The organism is Kribbella sp. NPDC051587 (assembly GCF_044453945.1).
Lineage (GTDB): Bacteria > Actinomycetota > Actinomycetes > Propionibacteriales > Kribbellaceae > Kribbella.
Genome location: NZ_JBITDE010000008.1, coordinates 26044 through 46490, shown reverse-complemented (window position 1 = coordinate 46490; position 20447 = coordinate 26044). Strand labels below are relative to the sequence as shown.

Here is a 20447-nt window from a genome sequence, read left to right as displayed (position 1 = left end):
GTACGACGTCGGCCGGGCCGGTGCAGCGGGGTCCGGCCGGAAACTGTCACACTGGAGCGATGGCCGAACCACTCGTCGTCGCGGTCGTCGGCCCCACAGCGGCCGGCAAGTCCGACCTGTCCGTTGCCCTGTGCAAGCGCCTGGGTGGCGAGGTCGTCAATGCCGACGCCATGCAGGTGTACCGCGGCATGGACATCGGTACGGCGAAGATCACCGCCCCCGAGCGGTCCGGCGTACCGCATCATCTGCTCGACATCCTCGATGTGACCGAGACCGCGACCGTGGCCGAGTTCCAGCAGTTGGCCCGGGCCGCGATCGACGACTGCACGACGCGACAGGTCGTTCCGGTCCTGGCCGGAGGGTCCGCGCTCTACGTCCGCGCGATCCTCGACGACTTCACCTTCCCCGGCACCGATCCCGCCGTACGGGAGCGTCTTGAGGCCGAGCTGGAAGACGTCGGGTCCGGTGCTTTGCATCAGCGGCTCGCGTCGGTTGACCCCAAGGCTGCTGCCCAGATCCTGCCCAGCAACGGACGGCGGATCGTCCGGGCGCTCGAGGTCGTCGAGATCACCGGGGCGCCGTACAGCGCGACGTTGCCGGACCATCGTTACGTCTACCCAGGCGCCGTACAGATCGGTCTCGACGTGCCACGGCCCGAGCTCGACGAGCGAATCGGGCGACGGGTGGACCGGATGTTCGACTCCGGTTTCGTCGATGAGGTTCGCAAACTCCTCAAGCACGGTCTGCTCGAAGGCCGGACGGCCAACCGTGCCCTCGGCTACTCGCAGGTGATCGCGTTGCTGAACGGCGAGATCGACGAGGCCGAGGCCCGGGAGCGGACCGCGCAGTCGACCCGCAGGTTCGCGCGGCGGCAGGACTCCTGGTTCCGTAAGGACCCACGCATCACCTGGCTGCGGTACGACGACTCCGCCTTGCTGGACAAGGCGATCGATGTCCTGGCCGCAGGCAACCGAACGGGCGCCGGTGACGTAGTCGAGGTAGAAATCGCCCCTGATGCTGGGGCCGTCGATGCGAGGGGGTGACCGTGAGGCGGAGTTCCGCGAGTACTTGCTCGCGGATCGCACCCGACTGATGAGAACGGCGCTGTTGCTGACCGCGGGGGATTCGCACACCGCGGAGGATCTGGTCCAGACCGCCTGTACTCGGGTCTACGTGCACTGGCACCGGATCCGGCACGAAGGCGCCGGGCCGTACGCGCACCGCATTCTGGTGAACGCGTTCCTCGACGAGCGCCGCCGGGCCGGCCGCCACCCTGAGGTGGTGACCGCCGACACGCTCGAGCCGAGGCTGGCCGACGAGACGGATCCGGTGGACACGATCGCGGTCCGGCGGGCGCTGCTGGAGCTGGCGCCGCGGCAGCGCGCGGTCCTGGTACTGCGGTACTTCCAGGATCTCGACGTCGCGAGCTGCGCGCGCATCCTGGAGTGCACCGAGGGAACGGTGAAGAGCCAAACCGCCAAGGCTCTCAAGCGTTTGAAGGACCTGATGACCGATGAGCAGTCGGATCAGGCAACGGGGAGTGGCTGACATCCCGGCCGACAGTGGGACCGGGAGAGGGACGGAGTAGTGGACGAGGTCAAGAAGTTGCTGGAGGGGTTCGCCGAGGAGGCCGCCGTGGGGCTGCCCGCGGCGGATATCGACGCGGACATCGCGCGAGGGCGACGAGCGCTGCGCCGGATCAAGCGACGCCGCCGGGTGACCGGAGTGCTCTGTGTGGCCGCCGTATCGGCTGCTGTGCTCGCGTTCGGCAACCAGGTGAAGTGGTGGGGGAGTGCGGGCAGTTCGCCGGTCGCGTCCGGCGGGGAGACCGAGTCGTCGGCCCCAGCGTCGGGGACTCCGGCTGCACCGAGCGCCAAGGCGAGTGAAGGCGAGATGTCGCTGTTCTCCAGTGGTGTCGAGCTGGTGGCCAACAAGCAGAGCTGGAACACGATCGGCTGCACACTGACGCCAATGGGCTGGGCCCCGGAGAAGCCGATCGCTGCCAACCGCGTCGTACTGGCGCAGCCGGAGATGCGGACCGCCGAGGTCGCCACCAAGGTGGTGCTCGAGCGTCGGGCGACCGCAGTGACGCTGGATGCGGTCCGGGTGACCGATTCGGACGGCAAGACGTTCCACATCGGCACCCAATCGGGCCGGCTGACCGGTCAGGTGAAGCTGGCCGACCAGTGGCTCCTCGTGGAGGCTCCGGCGGGCAACCAGGCCTGGAACGACGACACGCTGCGCCGCTTCCTGGGGTCCTGCACGTTCAACTGATCTGGGCCGAATGCGCCCGTTGACTGGCGTGCGGGGGCGAGTTCGGGGTAGGCAGGGACAGTCCCTGCCGCCTGAGCTCTTGGAGTCCCCGGTGAAGAAGCTGGTCGCGACCCTGTCCGCGAGTGCGCTCGTCCTGTCCGGTTTCGGTCTGAGTGGTGCGTCCGCGAGTCCACCGAAACCGTCGGTACCGGAGCAGAGCCACGACACGACCCCGGCCCGGACCAAGTACCCGACAGCCATCGGGCACGGCGGTGCTGTCGCCTCGGTCGACCCCGACGCGACGAGCATCGGTCTCGACGTACTGCGTCGTGGGGGTAATGCGGTGGACGCCGCGGTCGCCACTGCGGCGGCGCTCGGTGTCACCGAGCCGTACTCCGCAGGTGTCGGTGGTGGCGGGTACTTCGTCTACTACAACGCCAAGCAGCACAAGGTCATGACGATCGACGGCCGGGAGACCGCACCGGCCACCATGCCGTCGAACGCGTTCATCAACCCGGCCACGGGAACGCCGTACACGTTCTTCCCGGACCTGGTCACGTCTGGGGTGTCCGTCGGCATTCCAGGGACGCTGGCGACGTGGGACCGCGCACTGCGCCAGTGGGGTTCGCTGCCGCTGGGCAAGGCGCTCAAGCCGGCCGCCGACCTGGCCGACCGCGGGTTCGTGGTCGACACGACGTTCCGCAGTCAGACGCTGGACAACAAGGCGCGGTTCTCGGCCGTCGTACCGACCGCCAAGCTGTTCCTGCCGGGCGGAGACGCACCACAGGTCGGGACGCTGTTCAAGAACCCCGAGCTGGCCGACACGTACCGGATGCTCGGCGCTAAGGGCCTTCCGGCGTTCTATGGCGGCGCACTGGCCGGTGAGATCGCTTCGGTGGTGAAGAACCCGCCCAAGGCGCCGGGCGCGACGCTGCCGCTGATGCCGGGCTACCTGACCACTGCGGACCTCGCGAAGTACAAGGTGATCGACCGTGCGCCGACCAAGGTCCGGTACGACGGTGTGGACGTCTACGGCATGGCACCGTCCTCATCGGGTGGCACCACGGTCGGGGAGGCGCTGAACATCCTCGCTCCGCTGCACCTGAGCAAGCAGTCGACGCCGCAGGCGCTGCACAGCTACCTCGAGGCGTCCGCACTCGCCTTCGCGGACCGCGGTGCGTACGTCGGTGATCCGGCGTACGTCGACGTACCGCAGCAGGAACTGTTGTCGCGCGGCTTCGGTGCCGAGCGCTCCTGCCTGATCGACCCGGCCAAGGCGTCGGCGAAGCCGCTCGCGCCTGGTGTGCCGGACGGTTCCTACGGCTCCTGTGGTGCGACCGCCACGACCAAGGAGGGCCCGGACACCGAGGGCCTGTCCACCACGCACCTGGTGGCCGCGGACAAGTGGGGCAACGTGGTCTCGTACACGCTGACGATCGAGCAGACCGGCGGCAGCGGCATCACCGTCCCGGGCCGTGGCTTCCTGCTGAACAACGAGCTCACCGACTTCTCCGCCGTGTACAACGCCGCCGACCCGAACCGCATCCAGCCGGGCAAGCGTCCGCGCTCCTCGATGTCGCCGACGATCGTGCTCCGCAACGGCAAGCCGTTCCTGGCGCTCGGTTCGCCCGGTGGCTCGACGATCATCACCACCGTCCTGCAGACACTGACCAACCGCCTGGATCGCAACATGACGCTGCCCGAAGCCGTGGCAGCGCCGCGTGCGTCCCAGCGCAACACTCCTGCTGTCAGCGCTGAGCCGCCCTTCATCGACGCCTACGGCACTGCGCTGAAGCCCTACGGTCACACGCTGGTCCCGAGCGGTGATGCGCTCACCTCAGCGGCCGAGATCGGCGCTGTGGCCGCCCTTGAGTTCCTTCCCGACGGCGCCTACCTGGCCGCCGCCGAACCCGTCCGCCGGGGCGGTGGCTCCGCCGGCACCGTCCACCAGCTCTGGCCCGCCACCCGCTAGCCGGGGGCTTAGACAGGAACCGGTGGCCTTGAACAATGCATAACTTGTTCACGGCCACCGCGTGGCCCCAATGCGTGGCTAGACAGTGCGGATGATGGCGGCCACGAGGGTGGCTCGTTCGGTGAGGGTTGTGGCGACGGCTTGTTCGTGGACTGCATGGGCGCCCTTGCCGACCGGGCCGAGGCCGTCGAGGGTGGGGATGCCGAGCCAGCCGGTCAGGTTGGTGTCGGCGGCACCTGAGGCGGCCGCGCCGCCTACCTGCTGACCGACCTCCGCGCCGGCCGCGATCACCTTCGCCAGCAGCTCATCCGTCGCCGCCGACGGCTGCCACGCGGGCCGGTTCGACATCACCTTCGCCTCGACCACGGCCTCACGTCGTACCGGGGCTAGTGCCGTCACAGCATCCAGTACGGCGGTCTCGGTCTCGGGATCGACGAACCGGAACCCGACATCCGCCCAGGCCGAACCGGCGACCACGTTGGTCCGCCCACCGCCCTCGATCGTGCCGACGTTGCAGAGCACTTGGTTGTTCTGGGCAACAATCGAGCGCACCGCGATCAGCTGGTCGACGAGTTCGTCGATCGCCGAGATACCGCTCTCCGGGTCGAGCGCGGCATGCGCTTCGCGTCCCGTGACCGTGATCCGGACCCTCGTGCTTCCCCAGCGTGACGTCTTCAGATCGCCGTTCGGGTGCGGCGGTTCGAGCCCGAAGGCCGCGATCACTCCGGCTGACTCCGCCGTCACCAGCTCCCGCGCGGTCGGCGAACCGACCTCCTCGTCGGCGACCACGATCACCCGCACCGGCCGATGATCCGCGTCGGAAACCTGTTCGAGAGCGCTCTCCAGGATCACCAGCCCGCCCTTCATGTCGAAGACGCCCGGCCCGTGGATCACCCCGTCCTCGACCCGCCACGGCATCGCGCCGGCCAACTGCCCGACCGGCCAGACCGTGTCGTGGTGCGCCAGGAAGAGCACCGGAGCGGCATCAGAGAGCGCTCCCCGGCCCGGGAAATCGGCGACCACGTGATCCCCGGTGGCGGCCGCGACCCGGCGGGTGGTACCCCCGAGGTCGGCGTACCGCTGGACGAGGCGGTCGGCGAACGCGTTCAGCGCGCCGGCGTCACCGGTCGGCGTCTCGTCGGTGACATAGCTGCGGAGGCGATCGATCATGAGCGGCAGGTTCATAAATACGGAACGTATCACCATCTGGTCGAGGATTGACTCCTCCGTTCGGAAGGAGTTCTATTCAGGCGACGGACATGATCCGTTCCGTATCTTTGAGAGGAGCATGCGGTGTCCGATGACTTCCGGGCGGTCTCGCTGAGCACCCCCGCGCAGTACGCCGCCGCTGCCGCGCTGTACCGCGAGGTGTTCGGCTACCGGCAGCCGGACCACGGCGTGAACCCCCGTCTGCTCGCCGCGCTCGCCCGGAACGGCGGGTCGGTGGTCGGCGTCCTGGACGCGACCGACCGCCTGGTCGCCTTCGCCTACGGCTTCCCGGGAACGTCGGAGAGCGCTCTCTACCACTACTCCCAATCAGCCGTCGTCGTTGCCGGCCTCCAGGGCCGCGGCCTCGGCCGGATGCTCAAGTACGCCCAGCGCGACGTCGCTCTCGCCAACGGCATGACCCGGATGCGCTGGACCTACGACCCCTTCCAGGTTCGCAACGCCCACTTCAACCTGAACGTCCTCGGCGCCCGCGCCCGTTGGTACACCCCGGATCTCTACGGTCCCGGCACCGACCGATTGGTCGTCGAGTGGGACCTCACTCGAGCGCCGTCCTCCGGCCGCGCTCCCGTCGCCGAGATCCCCGTGCCGACCGATCGCGCATCCGTCACCGATGATGTGGTCGCCCGGGTCCGCGAGGAGTTCGCCGAGCTGCTCGCCATGGGCCTGATCGCGACCGGGATCCACCGCGACGACGACCACACCGCGTCATACGTGTTCGGAGCAGCTGAATGAACGAGAAGCAGAACCGCGAACTCACCAGCCCCCAAGACCGGTACGACGCACGTCTGCAGCGACGGTCGTCGACCCTGCTCCAGCGGCGCGTGGTCGAACAGGAGCGGGCCTCGATCGAGGAGGCGCTCGACAAGATCCTCGCCGACGACGCGGTCGCGCAGGCGGCGGCCCGGATCGTCGCCGCCCGCCGACGCTTCGTGGTCGGGTCGGCGAAATCGTTCTCCTACGCGTCGCTGCTCGCCTTCGACCTGAGTGCCGGCTTGTCCCAGGTGACGCTCGTCGACGGCACTGTCGTCCGCGCGGTCGACGTACTCTCCGACGTCCGCGCGAACGACCTGATGGTCGCGTTCTCCCTGCGCCGCTATCGCCGCGACACCGTCGAGATCGCCAACGCCTTCAAGGCGGCCGGCGGCGAGCTTGTCGTCGTCACCGACTTCGAGGACGCGCCGCTGGCAGCGGTCGCCGACCAGTGCATCTACGTCGCGACCGGGAGTGCGTCGTACGTCGATTCGCCGACCGTGATCGTCTCCGTCCTGCACGTGCTCGCGACCCTGACCACGGCCAGCGCCAAGGGGGCCCGGCGCCGGCTGGGAGAGCGCGATCGCCTGAACACCGAGCTCGGCCTGTACATCTCCTGAGAGGAACCGTCCATGAAGATCGTCGCGGCCAAGCTGCACCGGGTCCGGCTGCCGCTGGTGCACGAGTTCCGGACCAGCTCGCACGGCAAGAGCATGCTCGACCACATCCTGGTCGAGCTGACCGACGACTCGGGCGCGGTGGGCTGGGGCGAGGTCGCCTCGCCGTCGGACCCGTTCTACGCACCCGAGACGGTCGAATCCTGCTGGCACCTCGGAGAGCGCTATCTCGTGCCTGCGATCCTCGGCAAGGAGTGGGAGCGCCCCGAGCAGTTGTCGCAACTGTGGGCAAAGGTCCGCGGCAACCAGTTCGCCAAGTCCGGCCTGGACACGGCCGGATGGGTGCTCTGGGCAACTACCAACGGCGTCCCGCTCGCCGAAGCTCTAGGCGGTACCCGGACCGAGGTGGTGGCCGGCGTCTCCCTCGGCATCGAGCCGACGATCGACGCCCTGCTCGCGGAGGTCGAGCGGCACCTGGCCGCCGGATACCCGCGCGTGAAGCTGAAGATCGCCCCCGGCTGGGATGTCGAGCCCGTCCGCGCCGTCCGTTCCGCGCACCCCGACCTGGATCTCCATGTCGATGCCAACGGCATCTATACCGCGGAGCAGTCGGATCACCTGAAGGCGCTCGACGAGTTCGGCCTGACGATGATCGAGCAGCCCTTCGCGCCCCGCGACCTGCTCGCCCACGCGAACCTGCAGCGGCAGATCGCCACTCCGGTCTGCCTGGACGAGAGCGTCGAGACCTTGAAAGATCTCGAGACAGCGCTCTTTGTGCAAGCGATCCGCGTTCTCAACATCAAGGTCTCCCGGATGGGCGGCCTCACCCCGGCCCGCGCCGCCCACGACCGCGCGCACGAAGCGGGCATCCCGGTCTGGTGTGGTGGCATGCACGAGTTCGGCATCGGCCGAGCGGCGAATGTAGCGCTCTCCAGCCTGCCCGGCTTCTCACTCCCGTCCGACGTCTCGGCCTCCGCCAAGTACTACGCCCAGGACGTCATCACCCCACCCGTCGTCGCGACCCAGGGCGTCGTACAGGTGCCAACCGCGCCAGGCCTGGGCCATGACGTCGACACAGCCTTCATCGCCCAGAACGCGGTGACCTCGATCGAGTTCTCCGCATGAGATTGATCGTCAACGGACGCGTCCTCGACGGTACCGGTGCCGAGGAGAAAGCGCTCTCTGTGCTCATCGACGGCGAGCGCATCGTCGACCTGCTGCCGCCCGGCGCGACCGTGGACGCCGAGCTGATCGATGCGCAGGGCGGCATCGTCGCGCCAGGCTTCATCGACCTGCACTCCCACGCGGACTTCACCGTCCGTACGTCGCCGTCTGCAGAGACTCAACTGCACCAGGGCGTCACGACCCTCCTCACCGGCAACTGTGGCTGGTCACCGTTCCCGATCACCGACCTCGACGAACTGCGCGCCGGCGCAGCCTTCCTGGGTGCGCAACACGACTGGTCCTGGCGAGACGGAGCAGGCTTCGCCGAAGGCGTCACCGCCGCCGTCAACGTCGCATTGCAGGTCGGCCACTGCACACTCCGGATAGCAGCGATGGGCAGCGCCGAACGCCCACCGTCACCCGAAGAACTCCGCCGCATGCAAGACCTGCTCCGGGAGGCTGCAGACCAGGGAACGGTCGGCTTCTCCACCGGACTCATCTACGCGCCGGGTGCGTACGCGGATCCGGCCGAAGTGGCGGTGCTGGTCGCCACAGCCGCGGAGTGCGGCCTGCTGTACTCGACGCACATCCGCAACGAGGGCGCAGACCTCCTCCAGGCCCTGGACGAGGCTGTGACTGCTGCACGAGCAGGGGGAGCGCGCCTTGAGGTCTCGCATCTCAAAGCGGTTGGCGCACCGAACCACGGCCTGGTCGCTGCCGCCCTTGACCAGCTCGACCAGGCCCGCGCGGACGGCGTTGACGTCACCTGGGACGCCTACCCGTACACAGCCACCAGTACGACGCTCACTACCCGGCTGCCGATCTGGGCCCTCGACGGCGGTACGCAAGCACTCCTCGCGAGACTCAAAGACCCCGGAGAGCGCGAGCGTATCGCCCACGCGCTCCGCACCTCCGGCCTGTTCGATCCAAGTGCGGTAGTCATCGCGTCCCTCCCACCAGGCCGCTACTCCGACGCTCGCGGCCACTCGCTGGCCGACATCGCCCAAGCAGACAACGTGGATGCGGCAGAGGCCGTCTGCCGAGTGCTGGAGCACCACCACGCCGCGGTCGGTGTGGTCAATCACGCGATGAGCCCCGAGGACGTAGAGACCGTTCTGCGGCATCCTTGCACCAGCATCGCGAGCGACGGCTGGATTCTGGACGCCACTGGCCCCGGACACCCGCATCCACGCAACTTCGGCACATTCCCGCGGGTCCTCGGCCACTACACCCGAGAGCAGCAGGTGCTGACGCTCCCCGAGGCAGTCCGTCGGATGACGAGCCTTCCGGCCGCCCGTCTCGGTCTGACCGACCGCGGCGTGCTCACGCCCGGTGCAGTAGCCGACCTCGTCGTGTTCAACCCGGATCAGATCGCAGACAGGTCGACGTACGCGGATCCTTGGCAGCTATCGGTCGGAGTCGTGCACGTACTCGTGGCAGGCGAGCCGGTGCTGGCGAACGGCGTACCGACTGGCGCGCGGCCTGGCCGCGTCCTCACCGAGTCTTGAAGCGCTTGGGCTCACTGGGCAGCGGCGGCGGGGCCACTGCCGGCTCGTCGTCCGCAGTCTCCAGCCACCCGTCGTACTCGGCCAGCAACGCATCCAGCTCAGGACGGCTCACACCAGCAGGCAGTACGACGACCCACGGGTGGTCCTCGTCGTCGTCCTCGCCGTGGAACCGCCCCCGCCGTACGGCGCCGTCCAGCTGCGCAGCCACCGACGAGGCGTCCTCCTGCTCCCAGAAGTAGGCGATCAGCTCCATAACCCCACACCGTACGATCTAGGCATGACGAGCACCACGTTCCCCTGGCTGAAGGGCCATGGCACGGAGAACGACTTTGTGATCCTTCCTGACCCCGATGGCACGGTCCACGGGGAGCTGGACGCGGAGCTGGTGCAGTTCCTGTGTGACCGCCACGCCGGCCTCGGCGCGGACGGCGTACTGCGGGTCCTCCAGGGCACCAGCCAGTCGTACGTCGAGGACGGCGGCGACTGGTTCATGGACTACCGCAACGCCGACGGTTCGATCGCGGAGATGTGCGGCAACGGCGTCCGCGTGTTCGTGCGGTACCTCGCAGACGCCGGACTGATCGACGACAAGCCGGTCCGCGTCGGCACGCGGGCAGGGGTCAAAGAGGTCGTCCAGAACGACGACGGTACCCTCACCGTCGACATGGGCGAACCCACCCTGCCCGGCCCCGCCGGAATCGTCGTCACCGCCAATGGCCACCAGTGGCCCGCTCTGCACGTCGACATGGGCAATCCACACGCAGTGGCGTTCATCGAGGACCTGTCCGAGCCGGGCAACCTGTGCGACCAGCCCAGCTGGTCCCCGACCGAGGCGTTCCCGCACGGCGTCAACCTGGAGTTCGTCGTACGGCGTGGTCCGTACGACGTGGACATGCGCGTCCACGAGCGTGGTTCGGGGGAGACCCGGTCCTGTGGCACGGGAACGTGCGCTGTGACCGTGGCGGCCGCTCTGAAGGCCAACCAGGAGCTACCGGTCACGTACCGCGTCGGCGTACCGGGTGGTGAAGTGAGCGTGACGTGGCGGGCAGACAACCACCTGGAGCTCACCGGTCCGGCCGTCCTGCACGCCCGCGGGGACTTCGACCGCGCCTGGCTGAACGGGAATTCAGGCACGCGCTGAGGCGTTGACGTGGTTAATCGGGTCGCCTGTACTGGTGGCCCGTGCCAACATGGAAGGTATATGACGACCCAATCGAACGCATACGAAGAGACCTCCGACGTCGAAATTGACCTGCTTCAGGGCGATGACTCCGGCGCTTCGTTGACGGGTCACGACGACTACGACGACGACCGCGAAGGCAACACCGAAGGCCTAGAGCTCGAGGAGCGCAACGCGCTTCGCCGCGTCGTCGGCATGTCGACCGAGCTGACCGACATCAGCGAGGTCGAGTACCGCAAGCTGCTGCTGGAGCGGGTGCTGCTGGTCGGCGTCTGGACCGAAGGCAGCGCCGAGGACGCCGAGAACTCGCTGGCCGAGCTGAAGCTGCTCGCCGAGACGGCCGGCTCCGAGGTGCTGGACGGTGTCATCCAGCGCCGCAAGAAGCCCGACCCGGCGACCTTCATCGGTTCCGGCAAGGTGACCGACTTGCGCAACCTGGTCGCGGCCTCGGGCGCGGACACGGTGATCGCCGACGGTGAGCTGGCTCCTGCGCAGCTGCGCAACCTGGAGGACAAGCTCAAGGTCAAGGTGGTCGACCGGACCGCGCTGATCCTGGACATCTTCGCGCAGCACGCGAAGAGCAAGGAAGGCAAGGCCCAGGTCGAGCTGGCGCAGCTGCAGTACATGAAGCAGCGCCTGCGTGGTTGGGGTGGAAACCTGTCCCGCCAGGCCGGTGGCCGGGTCGGTGCGGCCGGTGGCGGTATCGGTGGCCGTGGTCCTGGTGAAACCAAGATCGAGACCGACCGGCGCCGGATCAACACCAAGATCTCCAAGCTGCGCCGGATGCTCAAGGACATGAAGAGCACCCGCTCGACCATGCGTCAGGAGCGTCGCCGCAACCTGGTCCCCTCGGTCGCGATCGCGGGCTACACCAACGCGGGCAAGTCCTCGCTGCTCAACCGGATCACGGGCGCCGGCGTCCTGGTCGAGGACGCACTGTTCGCGACCCTGGACCCGACCACCCGCCGGACCACGACGTCCGACGGTCGCGTCTACACGCTGACCGACACGGTTGGTTTCGTCCGGCACCTGCCGCACGACATCGTCGAGGCCTTCCGCTCCACGCTGGAGGAGGTCGCGGACGCGGACCTGCTGCTGCACGTGGTCGACGGTTCGCACCCTGACCCGCTGTCGCAGATCCAGGCGGTCCGTGAGGTCCTGGGCGAGATCAACGCCCTCGACGTTCCCGAGATCATCGTGATCAACAAGGCCGACGCCGCCGACGCACTCGCTCTCGCGCCGATCCTGGCCCGTGAGCCGCGCGCGATCGTCGTCTCGGCCCGCACCGGCGAGGGCATCGACAAGCTCCGCGCGTACCTCGAGGGCGCCCTCCCGCAACCGCACATCTCGCTCGACCTGCTGCTGCCCTACGAGCGCGGCGACCTCGTGTCCCGCATCCACTCCGAAGGCGCGGTCGAGCAGTTGGAGCACACAGGCGACGGCACCCGGGTCACCGCCCGGGTCCACCCCGCTCTGGCCGACGAGCTCACGCCGTACGAGGTGGCTTCGGCCTAAGCAGGACACAAGAAAACGACCCCCGCCGAGGCGGGGGTCGTTCTTTGTCAGGTCAGGTCACTACTTGCGCTTGGAGACCTGGACCTTGATCGTCGTGCCGGTGCGGGAGAGCACCTTGATGTTGACGCCGTTGTTCGGGACCTTGACGCCGGCCATCGGCTGCTCGGCGAACCAGTACGCCTTGGAGTCGTTGAAGGTCGGTACGCCGTCCTGACCGCGGATGTAGCTGGTCTGGCCGTTGATGTGCAGGCTCAGCGAGTCCGCCTTCTCGGTACCGAACGGAGCGTCGTACCCGCCGACCCGCGGCCGCCAGAGCTGGCCGTCGAGACGGTTGATCGGGACCGGGTGGCTGTCGACCGGCAGCACCAGACCCTCACCGGGGTGCACGTTGGTGTTGTTGTCCTCCTGCGAGGTGTCCCAGTACCAGACCAGCAGGCCGTCCTGGTAGGGGAAGTGCTCGACCTTGTCCGGCGCCGTGTTCGCGAAGCCGAAGTTGTACGGACCGGTCTTCAGGTACTGGTCCTGGTCGACGTAGTTGATGTGCGACGCGAGGTAGTAGTTGTCGTGCAGGCTCGTGTACGTCGCACCGATCGCGCTGAAGCCGTTGAGCGTCCAGCCATCGGGTGAGGTCTCGGCGCCCGAGGTGACGACCGCGGTCGCTCCCGAGGTCACCTTGATCTCGTCGGCGAAGAAGCCCTTGCCGCCGGCCGCCGGGTCGGTGGTGTAGCGGAACTGCAGGCCGATCGTCTTACCGGCGTACGCGGACAGGTCGAACGTCGCCGGGACCCAGCCGGTGCTGGTGCCGTCGATGCCGTTGCCCTCGGCCGCCTTGGTGATGTTGCCCGGGATCGGCTTGTAGCCGGTGCCGTCGTTCACCTCGACGTAGGCGTAGTCACACGGGTCCGGACCGCAGTCCTCGATGTCCCAGTTCGCCTGGAAGTTGAGGCTCGCCGCGGCGCCGGCAGGCAGCGTGACCTGACGGTTCATGGTGTGCGTGAAGGCGTTGCCCTGACCACTCCACCACGACTTGGTGCCGGCCGCCGGAGCGACCAGGTCGTGCGACACCTGCTTCTTCGGCAGGGTCACCACGAGGCCCTGGGCCTTCTTGGAGTTGTACTCGTGCGGTCCGAGCTCGAGGGTGCGGTTCTGACCGGCCGCCACGATCTCGTAGTCCAGCCAGCCCAGCTGCAGCTTGTCCCAGGCGCCCATGTCGGCGGCCTGCTCGCCCAGACCACCGTCGGTGGCCTTGCTGACGCGGCTCTGCGCCATGATCGTCCACCAGTTGACGCTGTTCTCGACCGGTGCGCCGGAGGTGTCGTAGTGGTCCGGCAGACCGAGGTCGTGGCCGTACTCGTGCGCGAAGACGCTGATGCCGCCGTTCTCCGGCTGGATCGTGTAGTCGCCGACCCACAGGCCGGTGTCACCGATCTGGGCACCACCACGCGGGTTGGTCGCGGGGCCACCCGGGTACTGCACCGACCAGCGGTGCGACCAGATGGCGTCCTCACCCTGCTGCGGGTCGCCGTCGGCCTGGTCGCCACCGGCGTGCACGATCTGGAAGTGGTCGATGTAGCCGTCGGGCTCGTTGAAGTTGCCGTCACCGTCGAAGTCGTAGCGGTCCCACTGGTCGAACGACTTCAGATCGGCCGTGATCTGGGCAGCCGTGCGGCCCTTGGCCTTCTGGTCGACGACCCACTGGTTCACCGCGTCCTGGACCAGCGCCCAGGTGTTGTTGCAGACGTTGCCGGCGCACGGAGTGCCGTTGGACCGGCCGTAGCGGGCCTCGTTGTACTTGACCTTCACCCAGTCGGTGACGGTGCCGTCGACGCTGTACCGGCCGGACGACTGCTTCTCGTAGTACTTCTTGACCGAGTTGCCCTTGCCGAAGTACAGGTCCTGGAAGTGCTTCTGGCTGTAGTCGGCCTGCCAGACGGTGCTGTTGTCCACCGAGCGGTCGGGCTGGGGGATCTGGTTGCGCAGCGGTCCCTCGAAGGTCGCGGGGCCCTGGATGGCCGGCGCGGTGTCCTGGTCGGGGTAGCTCGGGTGCCGCTCGTTGCCGAACTCGGCGAGCACGACGAAGATCTTGTCGCTCTTCTCCCGCGCCAGCTCGACGTACTGGTCGACCTTGCCGGTCTTGCCGGCCTTGAGTCCCTTGGACCCGGCGGCCTTGGTACCGACCTTGACGACGGTGCTGCCGTTGCGGACCTCAGGCTTGGCCTTGCCGGCCAGGACGTCGGTGAGCGCCTCCTGGCGGAGCTCACGGCGCTTGTCCTCGAGCGGGTTGGGCAGCTCGTCCGGTGCCGGCGCGGACTCGCTGGCGGTCGGCGTGGTCGCGCTAGTGGGCAGTGTGACGGCGTTTCCGGCCTGGGCCCACCCGAGCCCGGCGGTCGCCGCTAAGGCCAGGCTGAACAGCCCAGCGGGTAGCTTGCGCACGATTCCCCTCCATGCATTGTTGACCACCGCGGTGGTGACGCGGCGTATTCAAAGCTCCCCCGAGCGTGTTTTGCGCGAGAGTACGGGGAAATCCGGCGGCTTCGGAAGCGGATGGCGGAAAAAACCGGGAAAGCAGCGGGGAAACCTGCACCATGAGTGGTCTTACTCAGCCGACCGAGTACGACGCCTCCCCTGCGGCGGGCCGGGTCGTTGACAGACTGTGCCGGTGGAACGCGATCCGGTCGACCTCCTGCAGCCCTTGTGGCGTGCCCTGGTCGTGTTCCGGCTGATCACCTTCGGCTTCGCCTGTTTCGGCGTCTGGACCCGCTGGGACGCGATCGTCCACCCGTACGGCGCCGTCCTGCAGCTGGTCGTCATGGGGGTGTGGACGGTCGTCTCGTCGATCGGCTACAGCCGGCGCTGGGGCCGCCGCAACACCCGGCTCGCTTTCGCCGACCTGATCATCACTGTCGGTTGCATGTACGCCACGCTGCTCGCACAGCCGCTGATCCACATCCGCGGCGGTGCGTCGGTTCTGACCTCGATCTGGGTCGCCGGGCCGGTGCTGGCGCTGGCGATCTCGCGTGGTCGTGACGGCGGGCTGCTGGGCGCAGTGACGGTCAGTATGGCGCTGCTGTCGCTGCGTGGCGTCGATCAGCTGGGCAAGGTACTCGGCAACGTGCAGCTGTTGCTGGTCGCCGGACTGGTCGTCGGGTACGCCGCCTCCACCCTGCGGCGTGCTGGTGAGCGGCTCCGGGAGGCGATCGCGGCAGAGAGCGCGACCGCTGAGCGACTGCGGTTGAGCCGGTCGATCCATGACGGTGTCCTGCAGGTGCTCGCACAGGTGCAGCGCCGCGGTCACGCCATCGGTGGTGAGGCCGTTGAGCTGGCTGAGCTGGCCGCTGAGCAGGAGGTCGCTCTACGGACGCTGATGTCCAGCCGCCCGGCCGCCGTCGGAGGCGGCCGGATCGACCTGTGCGCCCAGTTGTTGCCGTTGGCCACCACCAAGATCGACGTGGTGGTGCCGGCCGTACCAGTCCTCCTTCCACCCACGGCTGCCGACGAACTGGTTGCCGCAGTCAAGGAGGCGCTCAGCAACGTGCACAAGCATGCAGGTGCCGAGGCGCGGACGTGGGTCGTGGTCGAGGACCTCGACGACGCCGTACTGGTGTCGATCCGCGACGATGGCATCGGTACGACGCCCGCCCTGCTGGAGCGGGCCCGGACCGACGGCCACCTCGGTGTCAGCCAGTCGATCCGCGGCCGGATCACCGACTTGGGCGGTACCGCCACCGTCCGCACCGCACCAGGCGAAGGAACCGAGTGGGAGTTGAAGGTAAACCGACCATGACCAGAGTGATGATCGTCGACGACCACCCGATGTGGCGCGAAGGGGTGGCCCGAGACCTGGGCAGTCGTGGGTACGACGTCTGTGCGACCGCGCAGGATGTCGGGAGTGCGGTGAAGATCGCCCTGGCCACGCGACCGGATGTCGTGGTGATGGACCTGCAGCTGGGCGACGGTTCCGGGGTCGATGCGACCCGCGAGATCACCGCGGCGCTCCCCGACACCCGGGTGCTCGTCCTGTCGGCCAGCGCGGAACAGAACGACGTACTGGCTGCTGTGAAGAACGGTGCGTCGGGCTATCTGGTGAAGTCGGCGTCCCTGGACGAGTTCGACGACGCAGTACGGCGTACTGCCGACGGGGACGCGGTCTTCAGTGCTGGACTGGCCGGACTGCTGCTGGGGGAGTACCGGCGGCTCGGAGCTGGTCCCGAAGTACCGCATCTGACCGAGCGGGAGACCGAAGTGCTCCGGCTGGTTGCACGGGGGCTGACTGCTCGCCAGATTGCCACCCGGCTGGTGCTGTCACACCGCACCGTGGAGAACCACGTGCAGAACACCCTGCGGAAGCTGCAGTTGCACAACCGCGCTGAGCTGGTCCGCTACGCGATCGAGCATGGGATCGACGCCCCCGAGTAGTCCCCGGGGGCGTCTGCCCTTGTTTTACAGGCCGTTCGTGAAGAGCAGGCGGTTGACCGTGCCGCCGGTGCTGCCACCGCTGACGACGTTCGGCGTCGCGTTGGTCTCGATGTAGGACTTGACCGCCGCCGGCGTGGCCGTCGTGTTGGTCTGCAGGTAGAGCGCCGCGACACCTGCCACGTGCGGCGTCGCCATCGAGGTGCCGCTCATCGCACCACTGCCGCCCGTGCGCAGCGTGGAGATGATCGCCGAGCCCGGCGCGTACACGTCAACACATGCACCAGTGCTCGAGTACGACGCCCGCGCGTCGTTCTTCTCCGAGGCCGCGACGACGAGTGCGGTCTCGATCTTGCGCGGCAGCCGCGCACAGGAGTCGCCGCCGGTGTTGCCGGCCGAAGCGGCCAGGAAGACACCGGAGTTGATCATGGCGCGCAGCGACGTCTCCAGCGTGGTGTTCGCGTCGAAGTTCCACGAAGCGTTGGCCACGGCGGGCTTGACCGCGTTCCGGGTCACCCAGTCCACGGCCGCGATCGCGGAGGACGCCGTACCGCCGCCGTTGCAGTCCAGCCACTTCACGCCGTGCAGCCGGGCGCCCTTGGCCACGCCGTACGTCGCGGATCCGATCGTCCCGGCGACATGGGTGCCGTGGCCCATGCAGTCGGTGTTGTTGGTGTCGATGCCGTTGAAGTCGAAGGTGGCGCGGCCGCCGAAGTCCGGGTGCGACGGCGTGATGCCGGTGTCGATGATGTAGGCGTTCACACCCTGGCCGGTGCGCGTGTAGGTGTAGGAGTTCGACAGCGGCAGGTTGCGCTGGTCGATCCGGTCAATGCCCCACGACGGCGGGTTGGTCTGGGTCGCGTCGAGGGCGTTCTCGATCCGCACGTCCTGCGAGATCGCGATCACGTCCGGGCTCTTCTGCAGGGCGCTCAGCTGGGCGGCGGTGAGCTTCGCGCTGAAGCCGTTGACCGCGGTGCTGAACTGCTTCTGCGGGGTGATGCCCAGGCTGCTCTTGAGCTTCAGGCCCTTCTTCAGTTCGACGATGTAGGTGTCCTTGATGACAGAGACGCCGGGCTCGGCCTTGGCGACCTGGACGATGATCCGGTCCGGGCCGGGAGCGGTTGCGCCGGCGGCACCGGCGGTGGCGAGCGCGAGAGCCGGGGCCAGGCCCACGGCGAGAATCAGCGAGACGGTACGACGCACGGGTTCCTCCTCAAGGAACTCATCACCCACCGGGGCGGAGGGGTGATCACCCACGGTCCGTGGACAGCTACGGAACGGGGTGGAGGATGAAGTTAGGTCGGGCTCACCTGACGCGTCAATCAATTCCGATGCGCACTGATGTCATGGCACTGCGCTGCCGTGGGGTGTTCGTTTGTTCACCCCCGCTGAGCGTGAAATCGGCCTCCTAGCCGCGACCCGATCGCTTGTGAATGTGTTCGACGACCGCTTGAATCGGGTTCGTACACTGTGCGTTCCACGCTTGCCGTGACTGCTCTGCGTCACGACACCCGTACTACGGGTGCCCATCCCCGGAGGCTGTAGTGAACCGGTCGTCGCTCATCCGCGCGCTCCTGGCGTTCTTCGTCCTGGCCGCCTCGACGTACGTCGTACTGACTGCGAAGCCCGAGTTGGGCCTCGATCTGCGCGGCGGTACGCAGATTGTGCTGGAGGCGAAGGATGCGCCGGGGGTCAACGTCACCAGCGACATCACCGACAAGGTGACGCAGGTGCTGCACCGGCGCGTCGACGCCCTGGGTGTCGCCGAGCCGAACGTGACCCGCCAGGGCGAGAACCGGATCATCGTCGAGCTCCCTGGTGTCCAGGATCCGCGCGAAGCCGCGAAGGTGGTCGGCAAGACCGCTCAGCTGACCTTCCACGAGGTGCTGAACCAGGTCGCCGAGAAGCCGGCCAAGACGGCCAAGGGTGAGATCTGGCTGCCCAGTGACACGGGAGGCGTGCTTCAGCTTTCGCAGCCGGCGATGACCGGCGAGCTCGTCAGCGGCGCCGACGGAATGATCGACCCGCAGCAGCCGGGCCAGGGCTGGTTCGTCCAGATGAAGTTCCAGGGCGACGGCGGCAAGATCTGGGCGAACATCACCGGCAAGGCCGCCTGCGAGCCGGTGAACACCCCGAAGCGGCAGATCGCGATCGTCCTCGACAACGAGGTGATCAGCGCTCCGCAGGTGGACCCGAACGGCGGCAACCAGCTCTGCAACACCGGCATCGCCGGCGGCACCAGCACGATCAGCGGCACCTTCACCGAGCAGGAGGCGAAGGACCTCGCCGCGCTGATCGAGGGCGGCTCGCTGCCGGTCCCGGTCGAGATCATCGACCAGCGCTCGGTCGGCCCGTCGCTCGGCGCCGACGCCATCGAGGCGAGCGCGACCGCGGCGATCATCGGACTGGCGCTGACCGCGATCTTCATCATCTTCGTCTACCGGCTGGTCGGTCTGATGGCCGTGCTCGGCCTCATCGGGTACGCCGGGATGTCGTACGCCGCCCTCACGGCGCTCGGCGCCACCCTGACCCTGCCGGGCCTGGCCGGTTTCGTGCTCGCCATCGGGATGGCGGTCGACGCCAATGTCCTGGTCTTCGAGAGAGCCCGGGAAGACCACATCAGCGGGCGGACCGACGGCCTGCGCCGATCACTGCGCAGCGGCTTCCAGAACGCGTTCTCCGCGATCGCGGACTCCAACATCACCACGCTGCTCGCGGCCGGTCTGCTGTTCTTCCTGGCGGCCGGTCCTGTGCGCGGATTCGGCGTCACGCTGAGCATCGGTGTGCTGGCCTCGCTGCTGTCCGCATTGGTGGTCACCCGGGTGCTGGCCGAGTTCTTCGTGTCGCGCAAGTTCGTCCTGAAGCGCCCCGGCCTGAGCGGCATCGCGGGGCACGGCCGAGTACGCATCTGGCTGGAGGACAAGCGTCCTGCGTTGATGAGCCACAGCCGGCGATGGTTGCTGATCAGCGCGGTCGTGATCGCGGTCGGCGTCGCGGGCGTCGTCGTACGGGGTCTCAATCTCGGGATCGAGTTCACCGGCGGCCGGCTGCTCGAGGTGAGTACGGCGCAGCGGATCACGCCGGACCAGGCGCGCGCGGCGGTGAGCGAGGCCGGGTATCCGACGGCCATCGTGCAGGCGTCCGGGGTTGATGACATCACCGTGCGGACGGGGACGATCTCCAACGACGAGGCGGAGAAGATCCGCGAATCCATCGGGCGGATGGGTGGTGGCGCGGAGGTTGTGCGCAACGAGAGCATCGGTCCGTCGCTCGGCCAGGAGCTGCGCAACAAGGGCCTGATCGCGCTTGGGATCGCCCTGCTGGCGCAGCTGGCTTATCTGGCCGCACGGTTCCGCTGGACCTTCGGCGCGGGCGCGGTGCTTGCGCTGCTCCAGAACGTCGCCGTCGTGGTCGGAGTCTTCGCCTGGACCGGCAAGCCGATCGACGGCATCTTCCTGGCCGCGATCCTCACGATCATCGGCTACACGGTGAACGACTCGGTCGTCGTCTTCGACCGGATCCGGGAGACCCGCAGCTCCCGAGCCACCGACAACCTCGGACCCGTGATCGACACCGCGATCGTCAACGTGCTGCCGCGAACGATCAACACCGGGATCTCGACGCTGTTCATCCTGTCCGCGCTGCTGGTGCTGGGTGGTGACTCGCTGGGCGACTTCTCGCTGGCGCTGCTGCTCGGCATCCTGGTCGGCACCTACTCGTCCAACCTGACCGCTGCGCCGCTGCTGCTCGAGCTCGAACGGCGCTACCCCGCGCCGCCGCCGCGCCCGAGGCGCGCTCAGGTCGACCGCGACGCCGCCCCGGACCGAGGCGCTGTCGTCTGATCA

Annotated in this window: 17 protein-coding genes; 13 read left to right on the top strand and 4 right to left on the bottom strand. The window is 68.1% G+C overall.

What is annotated here, in order from left to right; all coding sequences use genetic code 11:
• Window positions 1-59 precede the first annotated feature (59 nt).
• From miaA to ggt, 4 genes are all read left to right on the top strand, one after another.
• Complete coding sequence (miaA, locus tag ACIA49_RS26580) at window positions 60-1043, top strand: tRNA (adenosine(37)-N6)-dimethylallyltransferase MiaA (protein ID WP_396380044.1); 984 nt, start codon at window positions 60-62, stop codon at window positions 1041-1043.
• A complete protein-coding gene (locus tag ACIA49_RS26575; RefSeq protein ID WP_396380043.1) occupies window positions 1030-1548 on the top strand; it encodes a sigma-70 family RNA polymerase sigma factor in 519 nt (172 codons plus the stop codon). Before miaA ends, ACIA49_RS26575 begins: the two co-directional genes overlap by 14 nt.
• A 39-nt stretch (window positions 1549-1587) precedes the next feature.
• Window positions 1588-2274, top strand: a complete 687-nt coding sequence (locus ACIA49_RS26570) for a hypothetical protein (RefSeq protein ID WP_396380042.1) — start codon at window positions 1588-1590, stop codon at window positions 2272-2274.
• A 91-nt stretch (window positions 2275-2365) separates the two neighbouring features.
• Window positions 2366-4225: a gamma-glutamyltransferase gene (gene ggt, locus ACIA49_RS26565; protein WP_396380041.1), complete on the top strand. Its 1860-nt coding sequence runs from the start codon at window positions 2366-2368 to the stop codon at window positions 4223-4225.
• 78 nt (window positions 4226-4303) lie between these two features.
• On the opposite strand, the gene ACIA49_RS26560 is transcribed toward ggt, so the two are convergent.
• The gene (locus tag ACIA49_RS26560) at window positions 4304-5410 is read right to left on the bottom strand and encodes a M20/M25/M40 family metallo-hydrolase (protein ID WP_396380040.1); all 1107 of its coding nucleotides are present in this window, start codon (window positions 5408-5410) and stop codon (window positions 4304-4306) included.
• Between the two features lie 108 nt (window positions 5411-5518).
• Between ACIA49_RS26560 and ACIA49_RS26555 the strand changes: the two genes are divergently transcribed.
• The 4 genes from ACIA49_RS26555 to ACIA49_RS26540 are packed head-to-tail and all read left to right on the top strand — an operon-like array spanning window position 5519 to window position 9494.
• The gene (locus tag ACIA49_RS26555) at window positions 5519-6187 is read left to right on the top strand and encodes a hypothetical protein (RefSeq protein ID WP_396380039.1); all 669 of its coding nucleotides are present in this window, start codon (window positions 5519-5521) and stop codon (window positions 6185-6187) included.
• Complete coding sequence (locus ACIA49_RS26550) at window positions 6184-6825, top strand: MurR/RpiR family transcriptional regulator (RefSeq protein WP_396380038.1); 642 nt, start codon at window positions 6184-6186, stop codon at window positions 6823-6825. Before ACIA49_RS26555 ends, ACIA49_RS26550 begins: the two co-directional genes overlap by 4 nt.
• Window positions 6826-6837: 12 nt before the next feature.
• A complete protein-coding gene (menC, locus tag ACIA49_RS26545) occupies window positions 6838-7947 on the top strand; it encodes an o-succinylbenzoate synthase (protein ID WP_396380037.1) in 1110 nt (369 codons plus the stop codon).
• Window positions 7944-9494 carry an amidohydrolase family protein gene (locus ACIA49_RS26540; RefSeq protein ID WP_396380036.1) on the top strand — a complete coding sequence of 517 codons (1551 nt, stop codon included), beginning with the start codon at window positions 7944-7946 and terminating at the stop codon, window positions 9492-9494. Before menC ends, ACIA49_RS26540 begins: the two co-directional genes overlap by 4 nt.
• Here the strand turns inward: ACIA49_RS26540 and ACIA49_RS26535 are convergent.
• Complete coding sequence (locus tag ACIA49_RS26535; RefSeq protein ID WP_396380035.1) at window positions 9481-9747, bottom strand: hypothetical protein; 267 nt, start codon at window positions 9745-9747, stop codon at window positions 9481-9483. The two genes, ACIA49_RS26540 and ACIA49_RS26535, sit on opposite strands and share 14 nt — an antisense overlap.
• Window positions 9748-9771: 24 nt before the next feature.
• Here ACIA49_RS26535 and dapF point away from each other — a divergent pair, with 24 nt between their 5' ends.
• Entirely contained in the window at window positions 9772-10635 is an 864-nt protein-coding gene (gene dapF, locus ACIA49_RS26530; protein ID WP_396380034.1) for a diaminopimelate epimerase, read from the top strand.
• A gap of 60 nt (window positions 10636-10695) precedes the next feature.
• Entirely contained in the window at window positions 10696-12189 is a 1494-nt protein-coding gene (hflX, locus tag ACIA49_RS26525; protein WP_396380033.1) for a GTPase HflX, read from the top strand.
• Window positions 12190-12249: 60 nt separating this feature from the next.
• Here hflX and ACIA49_RS26520 read toward each other — a convergent pair whose 3' ends face one another.
• Complete coding sequence (locus ACIA49_RS26520; RefSeq protein ID WP_396380032.1) at window positions 12250-14622, bottom strand: immune inhibitor A domain-containing protein; 2373 nt, start codon at window positions 14620-14622, stop codon at window positions 12250-12252.
• A gap of 226 nt (window positions 14623-14848) precedes the next feature.
• Here ACIA49_RS26520 and macS point away from each other — a divergent pair, with 226 nt between their 5' ends.
• Window positions 14849-15973: a MacS family sensor histidine kinase gene (gene macS / locus ACIA49_RS26515; protein ID WP_396380031.1), complete on the top strand. Its 1125-nt coding sequence runs from the start codon at window positions 14849-14851 to the stop codon at window positions 15971-15973.
• Entirely contained in the window at window positions 15970-16605 is a 636-nt protein-coding gene (locus tag ACIA49_RS26510; RefSeq protein ID WP_391546362.1) for a response regulator, read from the top strand. The genes macS and ACIA49_RS26510 overlap by 4 nt, the downstream gene beginning before the upstream one ends.
• Before the next feature lie 24 nt (window positions 16606-16629).
• Here the strand turns inward: ACIA49_RS26510 and ACIA49_RS26505 are convergent, their stop codons facing one another.
• Window positions 16630-17805: a S8 family peptidase gene (locus ACIA49_RS26505; RefSeq protein ID WP_396380030.1), complete on the bottom strand. Its 1176-nt coding sequence runs from the start codon at window positions 17803-17805 to the stop codon at window positions 16630-16632.
• A 341-nt stretch (window positions 17806-18146) separates the two neighbouring features.
• Here ACIA49_RS26505 and secD point away from each other — a divergent pair, with 341 nt between their 5' ends.
• A complete protein-coding gene (gene secD, locus ACIA49_RS26500) occupies window positions 18147-20444 on the top strand; it encodes a protein translocase subunit SecD (protein ID WP_396380029.1) in 2298 nt (765 codons plus the stop codon).
• Window positions 20445-20447: the final 3 nt, after the last annotated feature.